Raw genomic sequence first — 20840 nt, forward strand, 5'->3', positions numbered from 1 at the left:
TGGAGCCGCTCCACCAGCCGCTCCGGTAGACGTCCGGGCGCCGTCACATGCCGAATCTGCCGTGCGCCGTGTCGGTACGGCGTCGCCCGCCTCGGGCAGCCCGCTGTTCCGCCTTCGAAGGTCACCCACGGGGGCTCCCGGGGTATCGGCGGCAGGGCCCAGGGCCGCCGCCGACGTCGGTCGAGGGCACGGCGCCCGCCCGCCCGTACGGGGGCCACACCGGAGCGGCGGGCGTGTGCGGGGGCCGCTGTCAGTGGCCCGGTGCAGACTGGCACTGTTCCGGCACAACGGCGTTTCGGGAGGTCCAGGACCATGACCGACGTATTGCTCACCGCAGGCACCCGCAAGGGTCTCTTCATCGGCCGCAGGCGCGGCGGGACCTGGGAGATCACGGGCCCGCACTTCAACGCGCAGGCGATCTACTCGGTCGCCGTGGACACGCGGGGGGACACCCCGAGAATTCTGGTCGGCGGGGACAGCGCGCACTGGGGGCCGTCCGTCTTCCACTCCGACGATCTGGGCGAGACCTGGACCGAGCCGCGGCAGCCCGCGGTGCAGTTCCCCAAGTCCACCGGGGCGTCGCTGGAGCGCGTCTGGCAGCTGCACCCGGCAGGACCCGAGGCGCCGGACGTGGTCTACGCGGGCACGGAGCCGGCCGCGCTGTTCCGTTCCGAGGACCGGGGCGAGTCGTTCGAGCTGGTCCGGCCGCTCTGGGAGCATCCGAGCCGTTCGCGGTGGGAGCCGGGCGGCGGCGGCGAGGGACTGCACACCGTCCTGACCGACCCCCGGGACGCCAAGGCCGTGACCGTGGCCGTGTCGGCGGCCGGCGTGTTCCGGACCAAGGACGGCGGTGCGAGCTGGGCCCCGTCGAACAAGGGCGTCTCCGCGGTCTTCCTCCCGGACCCGAACCCGGAGTTCGGCCAGTGCGTGCACAAGGTCACCCGGGACGCGGCCGACCCGGACCGCCTCTATCTGCAGAACCACTGGGGCGTGTTCCGCAGCGACGACTCCGGTGACCACTGGAGCAACATCGGTGCGGGCCTGCCCTCCGACTTCGGGTTCGCCGCCGTCGCGCACCCGCACCGCGGCGACACGGCGTATGTCTTCCCGATCAACGCCGACGCCGACCGGGTCCCGGCGGAGCACCGGTGCCGGGTGTTCCGCACGACCGACGCGGGGCGCACCTGGGAGCCGCTCACGGAGGGTCTGCCGGACGGGGCGCACTACGGCACGGTGCTGCGGGACGCACTGTGCACGGACGACGCGGATCCCGCCGGGGTCTACTTCGGCAACCGCAACGGCGAGTTGTACGCCAGCGCGGACGACGGGGACAGCTGGCGGCAGCTCGCGTCGCATCTGCCGGACGTCCTGTGCGTGCGCGCGGTGGCGCTCGGCTGACGGCAGTTGATCGGAGTGGTCGTATCAGCAGTAGAGTGCGGGCCGTGGCAGCACGACCGTTGAAAGAGATCATCGAGCCGGGGTGGGCGGACGCCCTCGAACCCGTCGCCGAACGCATCGCCGCTATGGGCGATTTCCTCCGCGCGGAGATAGCCGCGGGACGCACGTACCTGCCCTCGGGGGCTCATGTACTGCGGGCGTTCCAGCAGCCGTTCGAGGAGGTGAGAGTGCTGGTCGTCGGCCAGGATCCGTATCCCACCCCGGGGCACGCGATCGGGCTGAGCTTCGCGGTGGCGCCCGACGTCCGGCCGCTGCCGGGCAGTCTGGAGAACATCTTCCGGGAGTTGCAAGCGGACCTGGGGCTGCCCAGGCCGTCCAACGGCGATCTCACGCCCTGGACGCGGCAGGGGGTGCTGCTGCTCAACAGGGCGCTGACCACCGCGCCGCGGCGGCCCGCCGCCCACCGGGGGAAGGGCTGGGAAGAGGTGACCGAGCAGGCCATCAAGGCGCTGGTCGCCCGGGGCACGCCGCTGGTGTCGGTCCTGTGGGGGCGCGATGCCCGCAATCTGCGCCCGCAGTTGGGCGACTTCCCCGCGATCGAGTCGTCGCACCCCTCCCCCATGTCCGCCGACCGGGGCTTCTTCGGCTCGCGGCCGTTCAGCCGCGTCAACGAACTGCTGGAGCGCCAGGGGGCGCAGCCTGTGGACTGGCGGCTTCCGTGACCCGTCCCCCGGCGGCGGCCGGCGCGGCCGGACCCGGGGCGTACGTCCTGGGGGTGGACTCCGGCGGCTCCGGTCTGCGGGTGGCACTCGGCCGGGTGGAGCTGCCCGGGCCCCTCTCGACGACGCTCTGCGCGGAGCCGGTGCGGACGGGGCCCGGCGGCATCGACGCCGGGCATCTGCTGGACCAGCTGCTGCCCGCGGCCCGGGAGTTGCTGGTCCGGGCGTCCGCGTCCACGACCGGTGGCGCCCCGGCGGGTGAGGTCGCGGCGCTGGCGATCGGGGCCGCCGGCATGGCCACGCTCGGCGATCGGTTGCGGTCGGAGCTGCCCGGCGCGGTCGGGGACGCGCTGGGAGTGCGCCGGCTGGCGCTGGCCGCCGACGCGGTGACCGCCTACGCGGGCGCGGTGGGACAGCGCCCGGGGGCGGTCGTCGCGGGCGGCACGGGCATGATCGCCCTCGGTACGGACCTGACGGAGTGGCACAGGGCCGACGGGTGGGGTCATCTTCTGGGTGACAGCGGCGGCGGTGCGTGGATCGGCCGTGCCGGGCTGGACGCGGCGATGCGGGCCCACGACGGGCGGCGTGGCGGTTCCCCCGCCCTGCTGGACCGGGTGCGGGCCGTGTTCGGACCGGCCGAAGCGCTGCCCGGGCTGCTCTATCCGCGCTCCGACCGGCCGGCCGTGCTGGCCTCGTTCGCGCCGGAGGTGGCGGCGTGCGCCGGAGCGGATCCGGTGGCCGCCGACATTCTTCGGCAGGCCGCCGGTCATATCGCCGAGGCCGCGGCAGCTGTGTGCCCGAGGTCCGCCGGGACGGAAGTCGAGGACGGCGAGGGCGGTGAAGTGGCTCTGACGGGTGGCTTGTTCAAGATGGGCGAGCCCTTGATCGCACCTCTGCGCGAGGAGCTGGCACGGCTGTTGCCGGGGGCCCGGGTGACCTCGGCGGCGGGCGATCCGCTGACCGGCGCACTCCGGATCGCGCGCGCCCTGGCTGCCGGGGATCTGCGACTGCCGCTCCATCCGACGATGCTGTTCGTGCCCCAGGAGCACGGGAGCGGACAGCGCGGCGGCACGACGGTGTGCGACGAGCCCCGCACGGGGTGACGGTCGACGGACGAAGGGGACCCGGACGGAGGCCGACGGAGGCCGACGGAGGCCGACGGAGGCCGACGGAGGCCGACAGAACAACGACCCGACAGACAGGGACACTCCGGCGGTACGTCACTCATCGGACATAAGCGGATAGTTAACGCTCGACCGGACCCTCCCCGAACAGAGGGGCAGGCAAAACCAGTAGCATGCGGCGCCATGAGCACCCCCACTGGGCCCGCTTCCGGCCTGCCTGTACGAATGCCGCGACCTCGCCAGTCCGGACGGCACCGCCGCCCGGAGCCCGTGGTCGCACCCGAGGGCGCTGCCGCGCTCGTTCTCGCCGTTCCCGGTACCCCCTCGTCGGCCACGCGCAGCCTGGCCGAAGAGGTGATCAGCATCGCCCGTTCCGAGCTGCCCGGCCTCAACGCCCGGATCGGCTACCTCGACGGCGACGATGCCGAGTACCCGACCCTTGCCACCGTTCTCACCCACACCGCCGCCGAGCGCGTCGCCCGCTTCGAGCAGGCTGTCGCCGTCGGCCGTGAGGTCGCCGAGCCGGTGGGTCCGCCCGCCGTCGTGGTCCCGCTGCTCGCGGGTCCCGACAGCGCGCTGATCCGGCGGATACGGCAGGCCGTGATGGACAGCGGTACGCAGGCCGAGCTGACCGATGTGCTCGGCCCGCACCCGCTGCTCGCCGAGGCCCTGCACGTACGGCTGTCGGAGGCCGGGCTGGCGCGCGCTGACCGCGCCAGGCTGTTCACCGTGGCTACCGCCGCCGACGGCATCGTGCTGGTCACCGTGGGTGGTGAGGAGGCCGTGCAGGCCGCCGGGATCACCGGGATGCTGCTGGCCGCCCGGCTCGCCGTGCCGGTGATGGCCGCCGCGCTGGACGTGGAGGGCTCGGTCGCCTCGATCGCGGAGCAGCTGCAGGGCTCCGGCTCCGCGCAGCTGGCCCTGGCGCCGTACCTGGTGGGCCCGGAGGTCGACCCCGGCCTGCTGGACGCCGCCGCGAAGGAGGCGGGCTGCGCGACGGCCGAGCCGCTGGGCGCCTATCCGGCGATCGGCAAGCTCGTGCTGTCCCTGTACGCCACGACGCTGGGCATCACGCCGGCGACGCCGCAGGGAGCTCAGGGAGTGCAGACGCACTGACCGGACGCCGTCGCCGTGGGGCGGTGGCTCGGGAAGCCGGACAGCGCGGCGGGCCCGGACGGGAGGAGATCTCCGGTCCGGGCCCGCCGCGCTGCCCGGGGTGGGCCGCTGTCGGATACGTGTCCGGGGCAGCGCTGCCGGATGCGCGGTCCGGGGCGGTCGCCGTCACGCGCGACCGTCCGGGGCGACCGCTGCCGGACGCGCTGTCCCCGGGCGCGACCGCTGTCAGACGAGGACGACGCAGGAGGCCGCGGGAACCTCGACGGAGCCCGCGTGCCGCGGGACGCCAGTCTCGGCGTCCACGGCGAACCAGCTGACGTTCCCGGAGTGCTCGTTGGCCGCGTACAACCACTGGCCGCTCGGGTCGAGGGTGAGGTCGCGCGGCCAGCGGCCGCCGCAGCCGACGGTGGCCACCAGGGCCGCCTTCTCGCCGCTCTCGTCGAGGGTGAGCACGGAGATGCTGTCGTGGCCCCGGTTGGCGGTCCACAGGAAGCGCCCGTCGTGCGCGACGACCACTTCGGACGGGTAGGTGCGCACCGCGTCGTCGGCCGCCTCGTGCTCGGGCAGGACCGGTGTCTCGCCGAGCACGTCGAGACGGCCCGCGGCCGCGTCCCAGCGGCACACGGTGAGCGTCGGCTCCAGCTCGCCCAGGACGTAGGCGAGCGAGCCCGAGGGGTGGAAGGCCAGGTGGCGCGGACCGGTGCCGGGGCGCAGGGAGGTCTCGCTGTGCAGGCTCAGGGCGCCGGTGGCGGGGTCCAGGGCGCAGACGCGTACCGAGTCGGTGCCGAGGTCCACGCTGACCACCCAGTTCCCCGAGGGGTCGGCGAGCACCTGGTGGGCGTGCGGGGCCTCCTGGCGGCCGGTGTCCGGGCCGTTGCCCTCGTGCTGGAGCACCGAGGCCGCCGCTCCGAGCGAGCCGTCGGCGAGAACCGGCAGGGCGGTGACGCTCCCGGAGGTGTAGTTGGCCGTGACCAGGTGGTTCGCGGCGAGCGCGAGGTGGGTGGGCGCATCGCCGTCGACGGCGCGGACGGGTCCCAGGAGCGCCGGCACGTCGCCGTCGAGAGCGAAGGCGGCGGCGACGCCCGGGGCGCTCTCACCGACCGCGTACAGGATCGTGCCGCCCGGGCCGGCCGTGAGGAACGAGGGGTCGGGCACGGCGTCCGTGGACCCCAGCACCGTCAGCGCACCGGTGCCCCGGTCCACGGCGGCGGCGGTGATCCCGCGCCCGCCCGCCGAGGTGAACGACCCTATGAATGCCCGCCCGGAGCTGTTGCCGATCATCGCGCTACCCCTCTTCACCGTCGCCGCGATCTTCACGGCCGACGGTAGCAGGCAGCCCTCCGCGGTCCAGACCGATGCTGCCGAAGAGATCGCCCTGACCGCCGGGCCCACGGCCCCGGCGGTCAGGGCGGTTCGGGCGCCACGGCGGGTGTCCGGCCGCCCCGGGAAGGCCGGGCAGGCGGGCAGGTCGGGCAGGTCGGGCAGGTCCGAACGGTGGAAGCGCTTCCGGCCACCTGCGCGTCCACCTTCACAGGCCTTCACAGGCATCAGAGGGATTCGGCGTCTGCTGGGCAGCAGGCCGGGTAAATGGTGCCGCGTGAAACTTCTTCCTACGACGCACCCGGCCCCGGACTCTCCGGCACCGCTCAAGAAGGCTCTGACCACCTCGTTGCTCTACTTCTTCATCCTGGGAGACGTCCTCGGGGCGGGCGTCTACGTCCTCGTGGGGCAGGTAGCCGCCGAGTCCGGCGGCGCGGTGTGGGCCCCCCTGCTCGTGGCCCTGTGTCTGGCTCTCCTGACGGCGGCGTCCTACGCGGAGCTGGTCACCAAGTATCCGCGTGCGGGCGGCGCTTCGCACTACGCCTCCTTGGCCTACGGCCCGTTCCTCGGTTTCCTCGCCGGCTTCTGCATGCTGGCCGCCGGAGTGGTGTCGGTGGCCGCCCTCGCCCGGGGGTTCGGCGGCGACTACCTGTCCGAGTTCGTCTCCCTCCCCGTCGTGCTGGTGTCCATCGTCTTCCTCACCGCGCTGGCGCTGCTGAACGCCCGGGGCATCAGCGAGTCGACCCGGGCCAACGTCATCGCCACAGTCATCGAGGTCAGCGGTCTCCTGCTGGTGATCGGGCTCGGCGCCTGGATCGTGCTGCGCGGCGACGGAGACATGGGACGGCTCACGGACCTGGGCACCGCGCACCAGGGCCCGGCGGCTGCGCTGCTCAGCGGCGCGGTGCTCGCCTACTACTCCTTCGTCGGCTTCGAAACGTCCGTCAACGTGGCCGAGGAAACCCGTGACCCCCGCCGCTCGTATCCCCGAGCACTCTTCGGCGCCCTGGTCACAGCAGGGGCCGTCTACGTCCTGGTCGGCGTAGCCGCGACGGTGGCCGTACCGACCGAAACGCTGACGGGATCCAGCGGGCCGCTTCTCGAAGTCGTCCGGGCGGCCGGAGGAGTCCCGCCGGAGCTGTTCAGCGCCGTCGCCTTGGTGGCCGTCGCGAACGGGGCCCTCCTGACGGGCATCATGTCCTCGCGCCTCGCCTACGGCATGGCGCGGGACGGCCTCCTGCCCCGCTTCCTCACGAAGGTCCTGCCCGGTCGGCGCACTCCTTGGGCCGCCATCGCTGCGACGACCGCACTGTCCCTGCTCCTCGCGCTGACCGGCGACGTGACCACGCTCGCCTCCACCCTGGTCCTGCTCCTGCTGGTGGTCTTCTTCCTCGTCAACACCTCACTCCTCGTACTGCGCCGTGACACGGCGACTCCGGACCACTTCCGGGCGCCGACCCTCGTGCCGGTCCTCGGAGCCGTGTCCTGCGTCGTGCTCGCCACCCAGATCGAACGTGACGTATGGCTGAGGGGGCTCCTCGTCCTGGCCGTGGGCGGCTGCCTGGGCGTCATCGCCGCGGTTCGGTCACCCCGGGCCTCTTGATTCGGGCCTCAGAGACTTCGCCGCGGCCGTGCGGGTGTCCTGAACGGCCCGGTTGAGAATCCACCGGCTTCTTCGGCTTCGCTGAGCTGCGGCTGAGCTGCGGCTGAGCTGCGACGCCGTCGCGCCTTGGCCGCCGCCCGTTACCGGGCTCCTCTCCCCACCCCTGACCGCAGCCCGTGACGCGTCGAGAGTCCGGATATGGGTACCCAGCGAATCATGAGCAAGCAGTCGCGCCGCCCCGCCCCGGCCGCCACTCCGGGGCGGGCCCCGCCCCTCGGACGGACGGCCACGGCCGTAGGAGCTGACGCACCGGGAGAGGAGACAGCGGATGGACGGTGACTCGACCGGAGCGGCGGCGGAGCCGCCCGTACGGCTTCTGTTGGTCTCGGACACCCACGTGCCACTGCGCGCCAAGCAACTCCCCGGCGCATTGTCGTGCGAGGTGGACCGGGCGGACGTCGTCGTCCATGCCGGGGACTGGGTCGACGTCGCCACCCTGGACCTGATCAAGGGGCGCGCGCGGCGCCTGGTCGGGGTGTACGGCAACAACGACGGCCCGGAACTGCGGGCCCGGCTGCCGGAGGTGGCCCGCGTGGAACTGGGGGGCCTGCGGTTCGGCGTCGTCCACGAGACAGGGGCGGCCCGTGGTCGGGAGGCGCGCTGCGCCGCGCTGTACCCGGACCTGGATGTCCTGGTCTTCGGCCACAGCCACATCCCCTGGGACACCGAGGCGCCGGAGGGACTGCGCCTGCTCAACCCGGGCTCGCCGACGGACCGCAGACGACAGCCGTACTGCACGTACATGACATGCACGGTGGCGGACGGCGTGCTCGACGAGGTCGTGCTGCACCGTCTGCCCAGGCGCTGACCGCCTCCCCCGCAGCGGTCAGCGACGCGTGCTGTGAGGCGGTCAGCACACGTGGGCTCGCGCTCCGCCCGGCCTGGGCGTCGCGCCCCGGCCGCGTTCGCAGCCCGCGAACCCGCCCGTCCGGGCCACGCACTTTGCCGCATAACGGGTGCCGCTCTCGTGCGGCGGTCGGCCACGATCAGGGGGCTCCGGATGTCGCCCGGAGTTCCCGGACACTCCATTATTTGTCCCCAATCGCGCATGTTCGCCGTCTTTGCAACCATTGAGGAGCGTCGAGGGGGCGACGCGACACACCTCCCAAGCAGGGCCGACCTAGGAGGAGCTTTGAGCGACTTCGAAAGTACGAGCCGTCCGGGCGACGGAACGACGGCGACGACGGCACAGACCGCACGGGACAAAGCCGGTGAGGGTACCGACCTGGTGGCCGCCAAGGCCGGTGACGTGGCGGGCACCGCCAGGGAACAGGCAGCCGATGTGGCGGGTGAGGCCACGGCACGAGCCCAGGACGTCATGGGCGAGCTGCGGAGCCAACTGGAGGGACAGGCTCGCTCGCAGACCCAGCGGCTCGCGGACAACGTACGGCGGCTGGCCGACGAGCTGCACGACATGAGCCGCAACAGCGACAGCGACTCCGCCGCCGTCGGCGCGGTGAAGCAGATAGCGGACCGCGGGCACCAGACCGCGGCCCGACTGGAGGACAGAGGGCCGGACGGTCTTCTCAGCGACTTGCAGGACTTCGCACGCCGTCGCCCCGGGGCGTTTCTGGCGGGCGCGGCGCTCGCGGGCTTCGCCACCGCCCGGCTCGCCAAGGGCGCCAAGTCCGCGGACGGCGGAGAAGACCGGCACACGAGCACGACGGACAGCGGTACGGGCCCGGACGCGCCACAGGTCGGGACGGGTCGCGAGGCCCAGCAGGCCCCGGACACCCACCCGCCGCCGTCCTCGCCGCCCCTCGCTCCGTCCGCCGACGGAGCCGTCACACCGGGGCAGGTCCCGGTGAGCGGCCCGAACCCGGATCCGCAGCAGCCGTAGGGAGAGGGGAACCGAGCCGTGGGCACACCGTCTTCACCACACACCACCGACAAGCCGGCCGCCCCGTCCGCCGGATCCACCCGCGCACCGTCGCCGGATCCTTCGATCGGGGAGCTGGTCGGCGAAATCAGCGAGGATCTCACGCAGTTGGTGCGCGAGGAGATCGAACTGGCCAAGGCCGAGGTCAAGGAGAGCGCAACCCGAGCGGGCAAGGCGGCGGGCATGCTCGCCGGCTCCGGGTACGCCGGCCATCTGGTTCTGCTGATGGGCAGCCTGGCGGCCGTCTTCGGACTCGCGCACGTGGTCGACCTGGCCTGGGCCGCGCTCATCGTGACCGGGGTCTGGGCGCTCCTGGCGGCCATCCTCTTCGTGGTGGGCCGCAAACGCCTCAGGACAGTCAGCGCCAAGCCCGAACGGACTGTCGAAACGCTGAAGGAGGACGCGCAATGGGCACGCAACCCGACGAGCTGAAGTCCGACGTGGAGGACACCCGGGCCCACCTCGCCCACAACGTGGACCGTCTCGCGGACAAGGTCGCCCCGGGAAAGGTCGCCCGGCGCAAGGCCGACGCCACGCAGCGGCGGATCACCCGCGTGAAGGAGCGTGTGATGGGTGCGGCGAGCGACACCGCGGCCACAGGCAGGCAAGGCGTGGCGGATACCGCCGGACAGGCGGGGGACGCGGTCAGGCACACCACCGACCAGGTGGGTCGGTCCGTACGCCAGGCCCCCGACCGGATCACCCGGCAGACGCAGGGCAGCCCCGTCGCAGCGGGCGTCATCGCCTTCGGCGCCGGGATGCTGGCAGCCGCGCTGCTCCCCACCACGGAGGCCGAGGAGCGGGCCGGCGCCCAGCTCCGCGAGCACTCCGACGAACTCCTCGAACCCGTGAAGCAGACCGCCCAGGACGTCGCACAGGACGTCAAGGAGGAAATGCGGGGGCCCGCGACGGAAGCCGTGGACGCGGTGAGGAGCACGGCCCAGGACGCGGCGCAGACCACCAAGCGGAAAGCCCAGGACGCGGGGCAGGAGGCAGGGACGGGACTGCGCGAGGTCGGACAGGACGCCGCTCGGCAGGCCGGGAGCTGAATCGCCCGCTCCACGTGCCGGACCGCCACCGAGAAGCGACCGGCGTCGGGCGGGGCCCCTGCGCTCCGGGGCCCCGCCCGGCGGGCGTGTCTGTCCGCCCAGCGGCATGAAGCGGCCGTGAGGCCGTCGGCCGTACACCGTCGAGGAGGTGTGATCCCATGGCGCACGAGCAGCATGACCGAGACAGCCTGGGGCCGGAGGGAAGCCGGTCGGGTGCGGGCCCGCACGCACAGCCGGAGCATGATCCGCCCGAATCGCCCACGAAGCTCGGCAGGAGATCGTGGGGTGCCGTGCTGAAGCGCACGCTGAGCGAGTTCAAGCGGGACGAGCTGGCCGACCGGGCGGCGGCACTGACGTACTACGGCATCCTGGCCCTGTTCCCGGCGCTGCTCGTCCTGGTCTCCCTGCTCGGCATCGCGGGCAAGGAGACCACCCGGACCGTGCTGGACAACATGCAGAAGCTCGCGCCGGGAGCGGCCCGCGATGTCCTCACCAACGCGGTGACCCAGCTGCAGTCCAGCAGCGGGACCGGCTGGGTCGTGGCCATCGTGGGTCTGCTGGCCGCACTGTGGTCCGCGTCCGGCTACGTGGCCGCTTTCATCCGAACCTCGAACGCGGTGTACGACGTACCTGAGGGCCGGCCGGCCTGGAAAGTCCTCCCGGTCCGTGTCGGCCTGACGTTGGTGCTGATGGTGCTGGCGTGCGTCAGCGCGCTGATCGTCGTGCTCTCGGGCGGCATCGCCCGCCAGGTCGGCACCGCACTGGGCGTGGGTGACACAGCCATGACCGTCTGGTCGATCGCCAAATGGCCCGTCCTGGTGGTCCTGGTCACCATCATGCTGGCGCTCCTGTACTGGGCCGCGCCGAATGCCAGGGGCCGGGGCTTCAAGTTCGTATCACTGGGCAGCCTGCTGGCGCTGCTGATCTGGATGGTGGCATCGGCCGCCTTCGCCTTCTACGTCGCCAACTTCGGTTCGTACAACAAGACCTACGGCGCTCTGGCAGGCGTGATCATCTTCCTCGTCTGGCTGTGGATCACGAACCTCGCGATCCTGCTCGGCCTGGAACTCGACGCGGAAATGACCCGCGAGCGAGCCGTCATCGGCGGCCACCCACCGACGGAGGAGCCGTACGTGGACCCCCGCGACACCCGCAAGTGGACCGACGAGGACCGCAGAGCCATGGGCGACACCGGCCCCGCCGGCCCCCGCTCGGGCGGAAAGGACAGCGGCGCCTGAGAACTGCCCGCCCCCGGCGAACCTCCGGGCCAGGGCTGCCTGCGGCGCCCTCGGGACACCGGCGGGACGGAACCCTCGCGGGAAGCACCGAAGAGGGCCCGGCACCGCGCCCCTGGCTCCGGACTTCAGGCGTTCGTCGACGCCGCGTGCGGACCGTGGTTCAGCGGGCTGACGAGTTCGGCGAGTGCGCGCTCCAGGCCATGCAGGTGGGCCAGGGCCGGGTCCGCGGCGACCCCGGGCAGCTCGGGCAGGTGGAAGCCGCGGGAGCCTTCGGGCGCGGTCAGCGCCTCGACGGCCATCTCGACACGGGAGCACGCGGCGGACAGCCGGGCGTCGTGCGAGGCGTCCGGGTCGGCGGCGATCGAGGCCAGGCCCCGGACCTCCGTCACGCAGTCGTCCAGCAGCGCGAGCACCTGCCGGGCGCGCGCCTTGCGGGCCGGCAGCGGGGCGTTCATCGTCGCGGACGCGGCCCGGGCGATGCCGCACACCCTTCGCGTCGATGAGCTCCAAGACGAGACCATCGCCGAGTTGGAGGCGCTCAGAGCGGCGCCGCTGGGTGCGGCATTGCCCGGCATGTCGAGGGTGGCCAGCCGCTCCCGGGCGGGGGCGATCTCCTCGACGGCGGCGTGGTCGGGCAGGAGGTCGGCGATGACCGTGCGAACGGCGCCGCGGCTGATGCCATGATCGCGGGCCAAGGCCGCGATCGAGCGGCCCGCCAGGCGCCTGCGATCATCTGGACGCCTCCCGGGGAACCCTGCTCAGAGCCTCTCGTGTCCGAATGTTGCGGCCAGTCGGACTTCGAGTTCGGTGAGCCGGGTGTGGGTGGGAGCCAGGGCCGTGTACCGCCAGCTCCGGCCGTCGAGGGGGCGGTCGGCGTAGAGGAGGACGCCCTCGGAGTCGCCGGGTCGGAAGTCCAGCCCCGCCTCGGCCAGATGCCTGACCGCCTCGTCGAAGGCCATGGGCGCGACAGCGGTGGCCGTACCGGTGGACCAGGCTGAGCAGCCTGCGCTGGTCAGGCGGCTGACCATGGCGTGTGCGGTGGTGGTGGCGGTGCGCCGCACGTTGCACTCCAGTGCGTACAGCGTGCCGTCCTGTGTGCACACCAGATCGAGGCTGTACGGCCCCCGGTAGCCTTCGGCGGCCAGCTGACCGCCCAGCGCCTGGGTCCAGTCGGTCAGCTCCTCGCGTGCCCTCGCAGGCAGGTCCTTCAGGGGTGAGCGGTATCCAGCGAAGGAGCCGCTGCTCATGCGCATCTCGCCGTCGTACGCCACCTCCGCCCAGGTGGCCGTGGCGTTCCCCTGGGCGCTGATGGCGCGGGTGTGCTCCACGTACTCCTCCACCACCCAACGACTCTCGGGGGGTGGCGGAGTTGACTGCGGCGGCTGGTCGCCGCGGCTGACGAAGTGCAGGCCGTGGCCGCCTGCGGACCGGTCCGTCTTGACGACCACTCGTTGATGGGACGCCAGTAGCGCGGTGGTCACTTGGTGGAGTTCCGCGCCGGTGCAGGCCCGGCCGTGCGGCAGGCGCAGCCCGAGAGACTGTGCGGCCGCACGGAACCCCGACTTCGTGTTCATGGCGGAGACTGCCCGCAAGGTGCCGGAGCTCGGGATGCCAGTTTCGTAGGGGACGACGGGGATGCGCAGGTCTGCGGCGAGAGCGGCAGACGCTTCGTCCAGCGCGGTCGGGAGCAGCCGGGCGGTCGGGCGGTCGGCGACGAGAGCGCGTAGAGGCTCCAGCAGATCGTGTTCGGCCAGCGCCTGGGCCATTGGCAGGTGCGGCGTGTCGGGCACGGTGATGACGGCCACCGATTTCTCCGGCACGCCGAGCCGGTGGAAGACGTAACGTCGGAAGGGCGCGCTGAGAGGGACCGGGGTGATCAGCACGTCGCCGGGCCGGGTGAGCCACAGCTTGCGGGGCGCCTGCTCTGCCCACTGGCGCAGGACAGATTCCTCGGCGAGGTCGACCGCCAGCGGAGATACGAAGTTGGCCAGGATGACGAGAGTGCGCGGACCTTCGTGCTCTCTGATCACGGTGCTTCGCCTTCCGCGTCACGTGGTCACGGCCCGCCAGCCCCCGGGGCGCCGGGAGCCGGCGGGCAGGGATCAGACAGCCGGGGTGAACCGGTCCCAGGCTCGGTGGTGGGCCAGCACTCCGGTGAGGCCCTCCAGGGCCGAGAGCGGCTCGGCGGCAGTGACCACGCCGGGAGCATCGGGAGCGATGCCGGCGGTCTCCAGAGCGTCGAGGCCATCGGCCCAGGCCCCGATGGCTTTGCCGTGCCGGTATGCCTCGGTGATCAGCAGCAGGACCCGCGGATCGACCCCTGCGGTCACCACCGCTTCGTCATCGACCTTGGCATCGCGGGCACCGCTCGCGTCGGTGCCGGGGGCCGGTGCGCCGGCGAGCAGGATGGCGTCGAACTCGACGGAGCGCGCAGTGGTGAAGGTGCGCTGCACGGTGACGGGCTCGCCGTCCTGGTCGAGCTTCCCACCCGTCGGAGCGATGACCAGCGGAACCATTCCGGCGTCCAGCACCGCCTGGCGGACCGACCGAACGCCGCCCAGGTCCTGGTCGCCGGCAGTGACGATGCCGATGATCCGGCCGTCCCCCGGCCACCTGTCACCCAGCTGCGACAGAGCCGGGCTCAGCTCCGGCTCGTCCAGGGACACGGTCGCCTGCGGGGCGGGCAGTCCGAGGCCGGCGGCCACCTGTTCGCACAGCACGCTGTCGATGTTCGCCAGGACGAGCAGGGCCCGTTCCTTGATCGCCTGCTCGTAGCATTTGCCGAGTTCGAAGGTGTAGGCGGCGACGATGTGCTCGCGCTCGGTGGGGGTCATGCTCAGCCAGAACAGGCGGGGCTGGCTGAAGTGGTCGTCGAAGGAAGCGGCGGCGTCCCGGACCTTTCGGGCTGCGGGAACTTCGGCGGGCACCTCGATGTAGGCACCGGTGTCCTCCCCGGCGAGGAACGGGCAGCCGCCGTCCAGAGAGTTGGGCCGGTATGGCGCCACACCGCGGTGGGCCGCGGTTTGGTGCATGCCGTCGCGCAACATGTCGTTGACGGGGGCGTGGGTGCGGTTGATCGGCAGTTGGCCGAAGTTGGGGCCGCCGAGCCGTGTGAGCTGGGTGTCGAGGTAGGAGAACAGCCGGCCCTGGAGCAGTGGGTCGTCGGTGACGTCGATGCCGGGGACGAGGTGGCCGAGGTGGAAGGCGACCTGTTCGGTCTCGGCGAAGTAGTTCGACGGGTTCGCGTTCAGGGTCATCAACCCGATCGGCTGTACGGGGGCCAGTTCCTCGGGCACGATCTTCGTCGGGTCCAGCAGGTCGATGCCCTCGAACATCTGCTCCTCGGTGTCCGGGAAGGTCTGCACGCCCAGCTCCCACTGGGGGAAGGCTCCTGCCTCGATCGCGTCGGCGAGGTCCCGGCGGTGGAAGTCCGGGTCGACGCCCGCGGTGATCTGCGCCTCTTCCCAGACCAGGGAGTGCACGCCGAGCTTCGGCTTCCAGTGGAACTTCACCAGCGTCGTGGCGCCTTCGGCGTTGACGAGTCGGAAGGTGTGGACGCCGAAGCCCTCCATCATCCGGTAGGAGCGCGGGATGCCCCGGTCCGACATGTTCCACAGCGTGTGGTGGGTGGCCTCGGTGTGGAGAGTGACGAAGTCCCAGAACGTGTCGTGCGCGCTCTGTGCCTGCGGGATTTCCCGGTCGGGGTGCGGTTTGCCGGCGTGGATGATGTCGGGGAACTTGATCGCGTCCTGGATGAAGAAGACCGGAATGTTGTTCCCGACCAGGTCGAAGACGCCTTCCTCGGTGTAGAACTTCGCCGCGAAGCCCCGGGTGTCGCGCACCGTGTCGGCCGAACCCCGCGAACCGAGAACGGTGGAGAAGCGGACGAACACCGGCGTCTCGACGTCCTTGGCCAGGAACGCTGACTTGCAGATCTGCCCGGCAGTGCCGTAGCCCTGGAAGACGCCGTGCGCCGCTGCGCCCCGGGCGTGCACGACGCGCTCAGGGATGCGCTCGTGGTCGAAGTGGGTGATCTTCTCCCGCAGGTGGTGGTCCTGCAGCAGCACCGGCCCGCGCGGGCCGGCCTTGAGCGAGTGGTCGGTGTCGTACAGCCGGGCGCCTTGCGCGGTCGTCAGGCGCTCCCCGCCCTGTGCCACCTTCTTCTGGGGGACTCCGGTCTTCTGACCGGTCGGGCTGTACGTGTCCGGGCCACGCTGGTCGTCCTTGGGCGGCAACGGGCCGGTCGGCTCGATGGGCTCATCCACCGGCGGCGGCACCGGACCCGGCGCACCGGGGATCTCGTTCGCGGGCCCGGCGGCGTCCTGAACCTTCTCGACCACCTTGTCAGCGGCGGCCTTCACGGGGTTTTTCTTCTCACTCATGGAGTTCCCATCGTTGCGGAGCATGTCGTCTGTCATCGGAGGTGGGACAGGTGGTGAGGAGATTGCTGGGGCGGCCACTCCGGAGCTGACCGCGACGAGCTATGCCCCGGGACAGCGGCCGAAGCGGGGGAGTGCTCGCTCACCTCCGTGCGGCTGTCGCGTACGGTGGAAGTCAGCGTCGTCGCGCACGGAAGACCACCAGTTCCTCTTTGTCCCGCTGCTCGTCGTTCATCAGCCCCTGGTCTCGCAGCCACAGCAGACGGGAGCGCATCACCGGGCCGAGCGGGGACGAGCTCGCAGACCTGGTCGACGACCACGCGGCCATCCAGGCCGCCATCCCACGCACAAGCCTTGCCGCGCACGGGCGGCAGGGCGGCCGGGGCCGGTACGTAGGGCGGAGCACTGATCACCAGGTCGTATCCACCCCCGTCGAGGGTGGACAGATCGCGGTAGCGGACAGTGACGCGCTGGCGGTGGAGAGCGGCGTTCAGTCTGGCGCACAGCACCGCCCTGCGGGAGATGTCCACAGCCACGACCCGAGCGCCCAGCCTGGCCGCGTGTACCGCTAAGGCTCCACTGCCTGTGCCGAGTTCCAGCACACGCTTACATGGATCGGCGAGTTCTCGGCTGACAGCGCGCATCAAGAGGTGCATGTCATGTTGCGGTGCATAGACGCCCGGCACGGTGAGCATCCGTCGCGGCCTGCTGCGAAGTCCCTCCGCCATGTCTGCTTCTCGCCTCTCAGTGGCGACGACTGTCCGCCGCTCGTCCAGGATGTATTGCGGGTAAGAGGACCGCCATTCAAACGGTTACGGAATGTACTCGCGGCTTACGTCTGCGTCGCGGCACAGTCGCAGACGGCCCGTCGACGGGGAAGTCGCGATCGGTTGGGGCAGTATGCGGCCGTTCGAGCACGGTGATCCGAAGCTCAGCGCGCTCCCCGTACTCGGAAGGCCGGGAAAGACGTACGTCGGGTGGGGTGCACAACTCACGGCCCTTGACCCGCAGGCACTGATCGGCCGCCGACGCACTGTTCGTACACCGCAATGCTGACGTAGCCGGAGCAGTAGGAAAAGCACCGTCATCAGCCCGCCTTTCTCGCAGCTTGTTGAAGCCGACTCACACAGCTGTCGCCGGGTATCGACCAGTCCTGGTGCGGTTCCGCACTGCCGGAACCGATGAGGCTTACTCCGTCTGTCCCGAAAGTCCCGGCCCATCCCTCCCCTGGTCGGCGTAATCCGGCAGGGCCCATGTGGAAGCGCGGGCCGGTGCGGGACGCTTGGCAGCCAGCCCGGTGTTCCCAGAGAAATCCCAGGTGCTGGGTGCCTCTTGGTGTGCGAGATTGAAGCCCCTGGCATTCCGCTGGTCGTCCCCTCATGACCGGCGGCATCGACCTCAGGAGATGGGCCGGCATGCAGACGTTCTTGCCCTATCCCGACTTCGTCGCCTCCGCCGCATCACTCGACCCCCGGCGCCTGGGCAAACAACGTGTCGAAGCGCTTCAGGTGCTGCGCGGCTTGACGGTCCCTGGCTACGGGTGGCGGCACCACCCGGCCGTGCTTATGTGGGCGGGCTACCAGGAGGCGCTGGTTCGATACGGGCTTGAGATCTGCCGCGTGTGGACGGCAACTGGACGCGCGGATACGTGCGCTGCTTCGCTCGTAGCCGAGTTCTCGGCTCAGCGGACGGAGGGTGTGCGTACGCAAGCACAACTTGCGGCGGACCACGAGTTGCCGCCGTGGCTGGGGAATCCCGCTTTCCACCGCAGCCACCGGTCCGCGCTACGTGGCAAAGACCCGAATTTCTACACTCCTCTGTTCCGCGACGATCCTGACGACCTGCCCTACATCTGGCCGGCCTCGGACCGCTCCAGCCAACCCTAGGACCCTGGGATCCAGGCATCTTCAGCACCAGGCGGTCACCTATCCGCGCGTTCCGGTTCACACCGTCCCTCGGAGCACCCTTCAGGGGCCGGGCCGAGGACCCAGCGTCCCGGTGGGCGGGCGCCCGTGGTCGGCGAACGCGTGGAGTCAGTCGCTCATCGGCCACCAGCCCCATCGGCGGTGAACGTCTCGGCGTTGCGCAAGATGTCGTGCAGGTGCGACACCGGCGGGTCGCAGACTGGGTGGTGGTGCTGGTGGAAGGCCGGAGCGCCACCCACCCAGGTGAGGGGGGCACCGGCCGCGCGTGCCTTCTGCCCGTAGTCGGTGTCCTCTCCGCCGTACCCTTCGTACTCCTCGCGTAATCCGCCGATGGCGTGCCAGGTGTCGGCCGTCACGACGAAGGACAGAGACCAGAACAGCGCGTAGTCCGTGCTCCGGCGGATCTCCCCAACCGCGGGGGCCGGTCGGCCGGGGTGGGGCGCGGCGAGCGCCGGGAGGTCGGACAGCCGGCATCTGTTCGCGCCCGGAGGGGGCGAGTAGGGGACGGTGCCGCAGAGCAGGTAGCGATGATGTTCAGCATCGGCGCGTCCAGATCGGCGCGGCCCCCGGCAGCGGCGGGTTGCCACTCGCCCGCGCCACCCTGGACGCCGCCACCACCGAACGCCCCGTGCCGCTCGGCGGAGATCTACCGCAAAGGCACGCTCTGGCGCCTACGCGCCGTCGGCCAGGGATGGGACCACGACCTCGACGCTCTCGCACGCGGATACGGCGTCGACATCGTTGTGTGCACGCCGGAGCCGGAAACGAAGATCTGCGGCGCATCCCTGCGTCCGGCCAGGCACGGCGACGTGGTGCGAGCATGGATCCGGCCTTGGACACCGGGATGCTCGACGCCGACCCGGCGAGCAGTCGCTGGGGCCTTTGGCCAAGAGGGAGGGTTCGAGCTCCACCGCCGAGCCCGTGCTGCCGTATAGAGCCGAAAGGCGCCCGTCGGCCTTGGGACTTTTCTGGGACTTCCGGCCCCATCAAGCGGCACGAATGTGGAATAGCTGCAAGGTCATTCGTACAGGTCAGCAACCACCAACGGCTCATCGCGGCAGGTCACCGCACTCGCTGGTCCCTTCCGGGACATCTGATCTGCAGGACCCGGCGACTCTGCATTGAGCGTCACCAGCCCTCGTCGTTGCATCGTCACTCGCAGCCGTGACGCCGCCTGACCTGCCCATCGCGTGCCTGACGCGCCATCAGAACGAGCGTCATCTGAGCGTCAAGATATCGCCTGTAACGCCCACACCGCACATAATGCGCGCGCAAGAAATCGCAGGTCAGGAGCGCTTCGCGGTCGATTCGAGGATCGCGACACACTCCACATGATGCGTCATCGGAAACGCGTCGTCTCCGATTCCTGGAGAGGCAGGACGTGGCCGATGCGCGCCCCCTTGTCCCCCCTGACGCCGGACTTCAGGCGTTTGTCGATCCCGCGTAAGGAGCGTGACTTAGCGGGCTGACAAGTTCAGCGAGGGCACGTTCCAGGTCGTGCAGGTGAGCAAGGGCAGGCTCTGCCGCCATGGAGCGATTCCCTCGAACGGACACTGCGGGGATCGAGCCGGGCCGGGGCGCGGTGAGGATCTCTACTGCGGCCTGGACCCGCCAGCAGGCTGCCGTGAGGCGGTCGTCGTGCGAAGCGTCCGGGTCGGCGGCGACCAATGCCAGGCCGCGGACCTCGCGGGCGCAATCGTCGAGCAGGGCCACGACTTTGCGGGCGCGCGCCTTGCGGGCACGAAGTGGGTTGAGCGGGTGAACCAAGGGCGCGAGGGAGAGCCGTACCCGCCCCAGCAGAGATTCGAGCTCAGCGATGTGAGGCTCGGGGTCGGCGCCCGGAGCGGCGGCAAGACGCGCAGCGGCCTGGTCGGTGCAGGCATGGACACAGGTCAGTGCGCGCTGGATCCAGGAATGGGTCGTCGCGTGCGTGGTGACAGGAAGCACCACCAGCACCGCGAGGGCGGCCCCGAGCGCCCCGACCCCGGTCTCCGCCAGCCGCAGCACGAGCAATTCAGGGTTCAGAACTCCCAGCAGGCCGTAGAGCAGCGAGATCATCAACGTGACGGCGAAGATCATCCAGGAATACGACACCGCGGCGGTATAGAAGATCCCGAAGACGCATACCGCCACCAGGATCGCAGTGCCCACGAGATTTCCGTGGAGGGGAACAGCGATCAGCAATCCGGCGGGAATACCCAGCACCGTGCCCACCACCCGGCGGAAACCGCGGACCAGGGTCTCACCACGCGAGGCGGTGTTCACGAAAATCCACCAGGCCGTGCCCACCGCCCAGTACCAGCGGTCCTGCGACAGCACCTGCCCCACCCCAAGAGCCAACCCGCAGGCCACAGTCGCCTGTATCGCCTGGCGGGTCGTCGCACGCCCCAGACCTCGACCTCCCGCCGGAGCAGGCACAGTCGCGGGCGGAAAGCGGCGCTCGAAGCACCACAGACCGAAACGGACTGCCGAAGAAACCAGCAGAGCAAGGACGACAGCAGTGAAGAAGCCGGGCAGTTGGACGAGTGTGGAGTGCAGGAACTGGGCGACGAAGAACATCATGAACGCGAAAATCCCCAGCGCATTCCCGCGCGGCCCCCAACGTCGCGCATAGACCCCCGCACCGATCACCGCCAGCAAAGCCACGTCCCGGACCAGTTGCATTTCGTGCAACGCGCTCGCAAGCGCGAGTACGGGAAAACCGACCGCCGGCAGCAGCGCGGTGGTCAGGGCCTGACCACGAACGTTCGAATCCGTGACAGTGAACAGAGCCAGAAGAGCAGCCAGACCACCCGTGATCGCGGCCACCAGAGAATGCCCCGTCACCCCGCACACGGCCACCGCACCGCCGACCCCCACGACGGAACGCGCGGCACTCCGCAAGCGCAGCCGGCCCGGATCCGGCGCTACGAACAACCTCTTCAACACGGCTCTCCTCCGAAGACCAAACCCACCGACCCACACAACTGGCACAGCATCAGAAAAGTCAGCAAGGAGTCAGCATCAGTCCGCCCACAGACTGCCGAAGAT

Annotated in this window: 16 protein-coding genes and 3 pseudogenes; 12 read left to right on the top strand and 7 right to left on the bottom strand. The window is 70.9% G+C overall.

Translation table 11 applies throughout. From position 1 onward, the window contains the following. Window positions 1-312: 312 nt before the first annotated feature. The 4 genes from ACH4KB_RS33195 (at window position 313) to ACH4KB_RS33210 (ending at window position 4357) form a co-directional block, all read left to right on the top strand. A complete protein-coding gene (locus tag ACH4KB_RS33195; RefSeq protein ID WP_398070012.1) occupies window positions 313-1398 on the top strand; it encodes a WD40/YVTN/BNR-like repeat-containing protein in 1086 nt (361 codons plus the stop codon). Window positions 1399-1442: 44 nt separating this feature from the next. Further along, window positions 1443-2120 (top strand): uracil-DNA glycosylase, encoded by a 678-nt coding sequence (locus tag ACH4KB_RS33200; protein WP_398070014.1) that lies wholly within the window; start codon window positions 1443-1445, stop codon window positions 2118-2120. Continuing rightward, window positions 2117-3220, top strand: a complete 1104-nt coding sequence (locus ACH4KB_RS33205; protein WP_398070016.1) for an N-acetylglucosamine kinase — start codon at window positions 2117-2119, stop codon at window positions 3218-3220. The genes ACH4KB_RS33200 and ACH4KB_RS33205 overlap by 4 nt, the downstream gene beginning before the upstream one ends. Before the next feature lie 204 nt (window positions 3221-3424). Continuing rightward, window positions 3425-4357, top strand: coding sequence for a sirohydrochlorin chelatase (locus tag ACH4KB_RS33210; protein ID WP_398070018.1), 933 nt, complete (start codon window positions 3425-3427; stop codon window positions 4355-4357). Window positions 4358-4582: 225 nt separating this feature from the next. Here ACH4KB_RS33210 and ACH4KB_RS33215 read toward each other — a convergent pair whose 3' ends face one another. Next, window positions 4583-5638, bottom strand: coding sequence for a lactonase family protein (locus ACH4KB_RS33215; RefSeq protein ID WP_398070020.1), 1056 nt, complete (start codon window positions 5636-5638; stop codon window positions 4583-4585). 316 nt (window positions 5639-5954) lie between these two features. On the opposite strand from ACH4KB_RS33215, the gene ACH4KB_RS33220 reads away from it, so the two are divergent. The 6 genes from ACH4KB_RS33220 to ACH4KB_RS33245 all read left to right on the top strand — a co-directional run bounded on the left by ACH4KB_RS33220 (window position 5955) and on the right by ACH4KB_RS33245 (window position 11506). After that, entirely contained in the window at window positions 5955-7280 is a 1326-nt protein-coding gene (locus ACH4KB_RS33220) for an APC family permease (RefSeq protein WP_398070022.1), read from the top strand. Between the two features lie 328 nt (window positions 7281-7608). Then, window positions 7609-8148: a metallophosphoesterase family protein gene (locus ACH4KB_RS33225; protein ID WP_398070024.1), complete on the top strand. Its 540-nt coding sequence runs from the start codon at window positions 7609-7611 to the stop codon at window positions 8146-8148. 324 nt (window positions 8149-8472) lie between these two features. Then, window positions 8473-9180 carry a hypothetical protein gene (locus ACH4KB_RS33230; protein WP_398070026.1) on the top strand — a complete coding sequence of 236 codons (708 nt, stop codon included), beginning with the start codon at window positions 8473-8475 and terminating at the stop codon, window positions 9178-9180. A gap of 18 nt (window positions 9181-9198) precedes the next feature. After that, window positions 9199-9651: a phage holin family protein gene (locus ACH4KB_RS33235; RefSeq protein WP_398070028.1), complete on the top strand. Its 453-nt coding sequence runs from the start codon at window positions 9199-9201 to the stop codon at window positions 9649-9651. Beyond that, entirely contained in the window at window positions 9627-10268 is a 642-nt protein-coding gene (locus ACH4KB_RS33240) for a DUF3618 domain-containing protein (protein ID WP_398070030.1), read from the top strand. The genes ACH4KB_RS33235 and ACH4KB_RS33240 overlap by 25 nt, the downstream gene beginning before the upstream one ends. Window positions 10269-10426: 158 nt before the next feature. Next, window positions 10427-11506 carry a YihY/virulence factor BrkB family protein gene (locus tag ACH4KB_RS33245; RefSeq protein WP_398070032.1) on the top strand — a complete coding sequence of 360 codons (1080 nt, stop codon included), beginning with the start codon at window positions 10427-10429 and terminating at the stop codon, window positions 11504-11506. Between the two features lie 125 nt (window positions 11507-11631). Here ACH4KB_RS33245 and ACH4KB_RS33250 read toward each other — a convergent pair. From ACH4KB_RS33250 to ACH4KB_RS33265, 4 genes and pseudogenes are all read right to left on the bottom strand, one after another. Beyond that, a pseudogene (locus ACH4KB_RS33250) lies at window positions 11632-11955 on the bottom strand (FUSC family protein); the annotation flags it as partial. 309 nt (window positions 11956-12264) lie between these two features. Continuing rightward, a complete protein-coding gene (locus ACH4KB_RS33255; protein WP_398070034.1) occupies window positions 12265-13536 on the bottom strand; it encodes a peptide ligase PGM1-related protein in 1272 nt (423 codons plus the stop codon). 72 nt (window positions 13537-13608) lie between these two features. Beyond that, entirely contained in the window at window positions 13609-15888 is a 2280-nt protein-coding gene (locus tag ACH4KB_RS33260) for a catalase (RefSeq protein WP_398070036.1), read from the bottom strand. A gap of 172 nt (window positions 15889-16060) precedes the next feature. Beyond that, window positions 16061-16613, bottom strand: a pseudogene (locus ACH4KB_RS33265) (methyltransferase). A gap of 687 nt (window positions 16614-17300) precedes the next feature. On the opposite strand from ACH4KB_RS33265, the gene ACH4KB_RS33270 reads away from it, so the two are divergent. After that, complete coding sequence (locus ACH4KB_RS33270; RefSeq protein ID WP_398070038.1) at window positions 17301-17771, top strand: MSMEG_6728 family protein; 471 nt, start codon at window positions 17301-17303, stop codon at window positions 17769-17771. Between the two features lie 155 nt (window positions 17772-17926). On the opposite strand, the gene ACH4KB_RS33275 is transcribed toward ACH4KB_RS33270, so the two are convergent. Continuing rightward, window positions 17927-18397 carry a glycosyltransferase family 2 protein gene (locus ACH4KB_RS33275; protein ID WP_398070040.1) on the bottom strand — a complete coding sequence of 157 codons (471 nt, stop codon included), beginning with the start codon at window positions 18395-18397 and terminating at the stop codon, window positions 17927-17929. Here ACH4KB_RS33275 and ACH4KB_RS33280 point away from each other — a divergent pair. Further along, window positions 18358-18550: pseudogene (locus ACH4KB_RS33280) on the top strand (TerD family protein); the annotation flags it as partial. The gene ACH4KB_RS33275 and the pseudogene ACH4KB_RS33280 sit on opposite strands and share 40 nt — an antisense overlap. A gap of 682 nt (window positions 18551-19232) precedes the next feature. On the opposite strand, the gene ACH4KB_RS33285 reads toward ACH4KB_RS33280, so the two are convergent. Next, complete coding sequence (locus ACH4KB_RS33285) at window positions 19233-20738, bottom strand: FUSC family protein (RefSeq protein WP_398070042.1); 1506 nt, start codon at window positions 20736-20738, stop codon at window positions 19233-19235. Between the last annotated feature and the right edge of the window lie 102 nt (window positions 20739-20840).

Source organism: Streptomyces sp. NPDC017520 (assembly GCF_044329855.1).
In the GTDB taxonomy this organism is placed as follows: domain Bacteria; phylum Actinomycetota; class Actinomycetes; order Streptomycetales; family Streptomycetaceae; genus Streptomyces.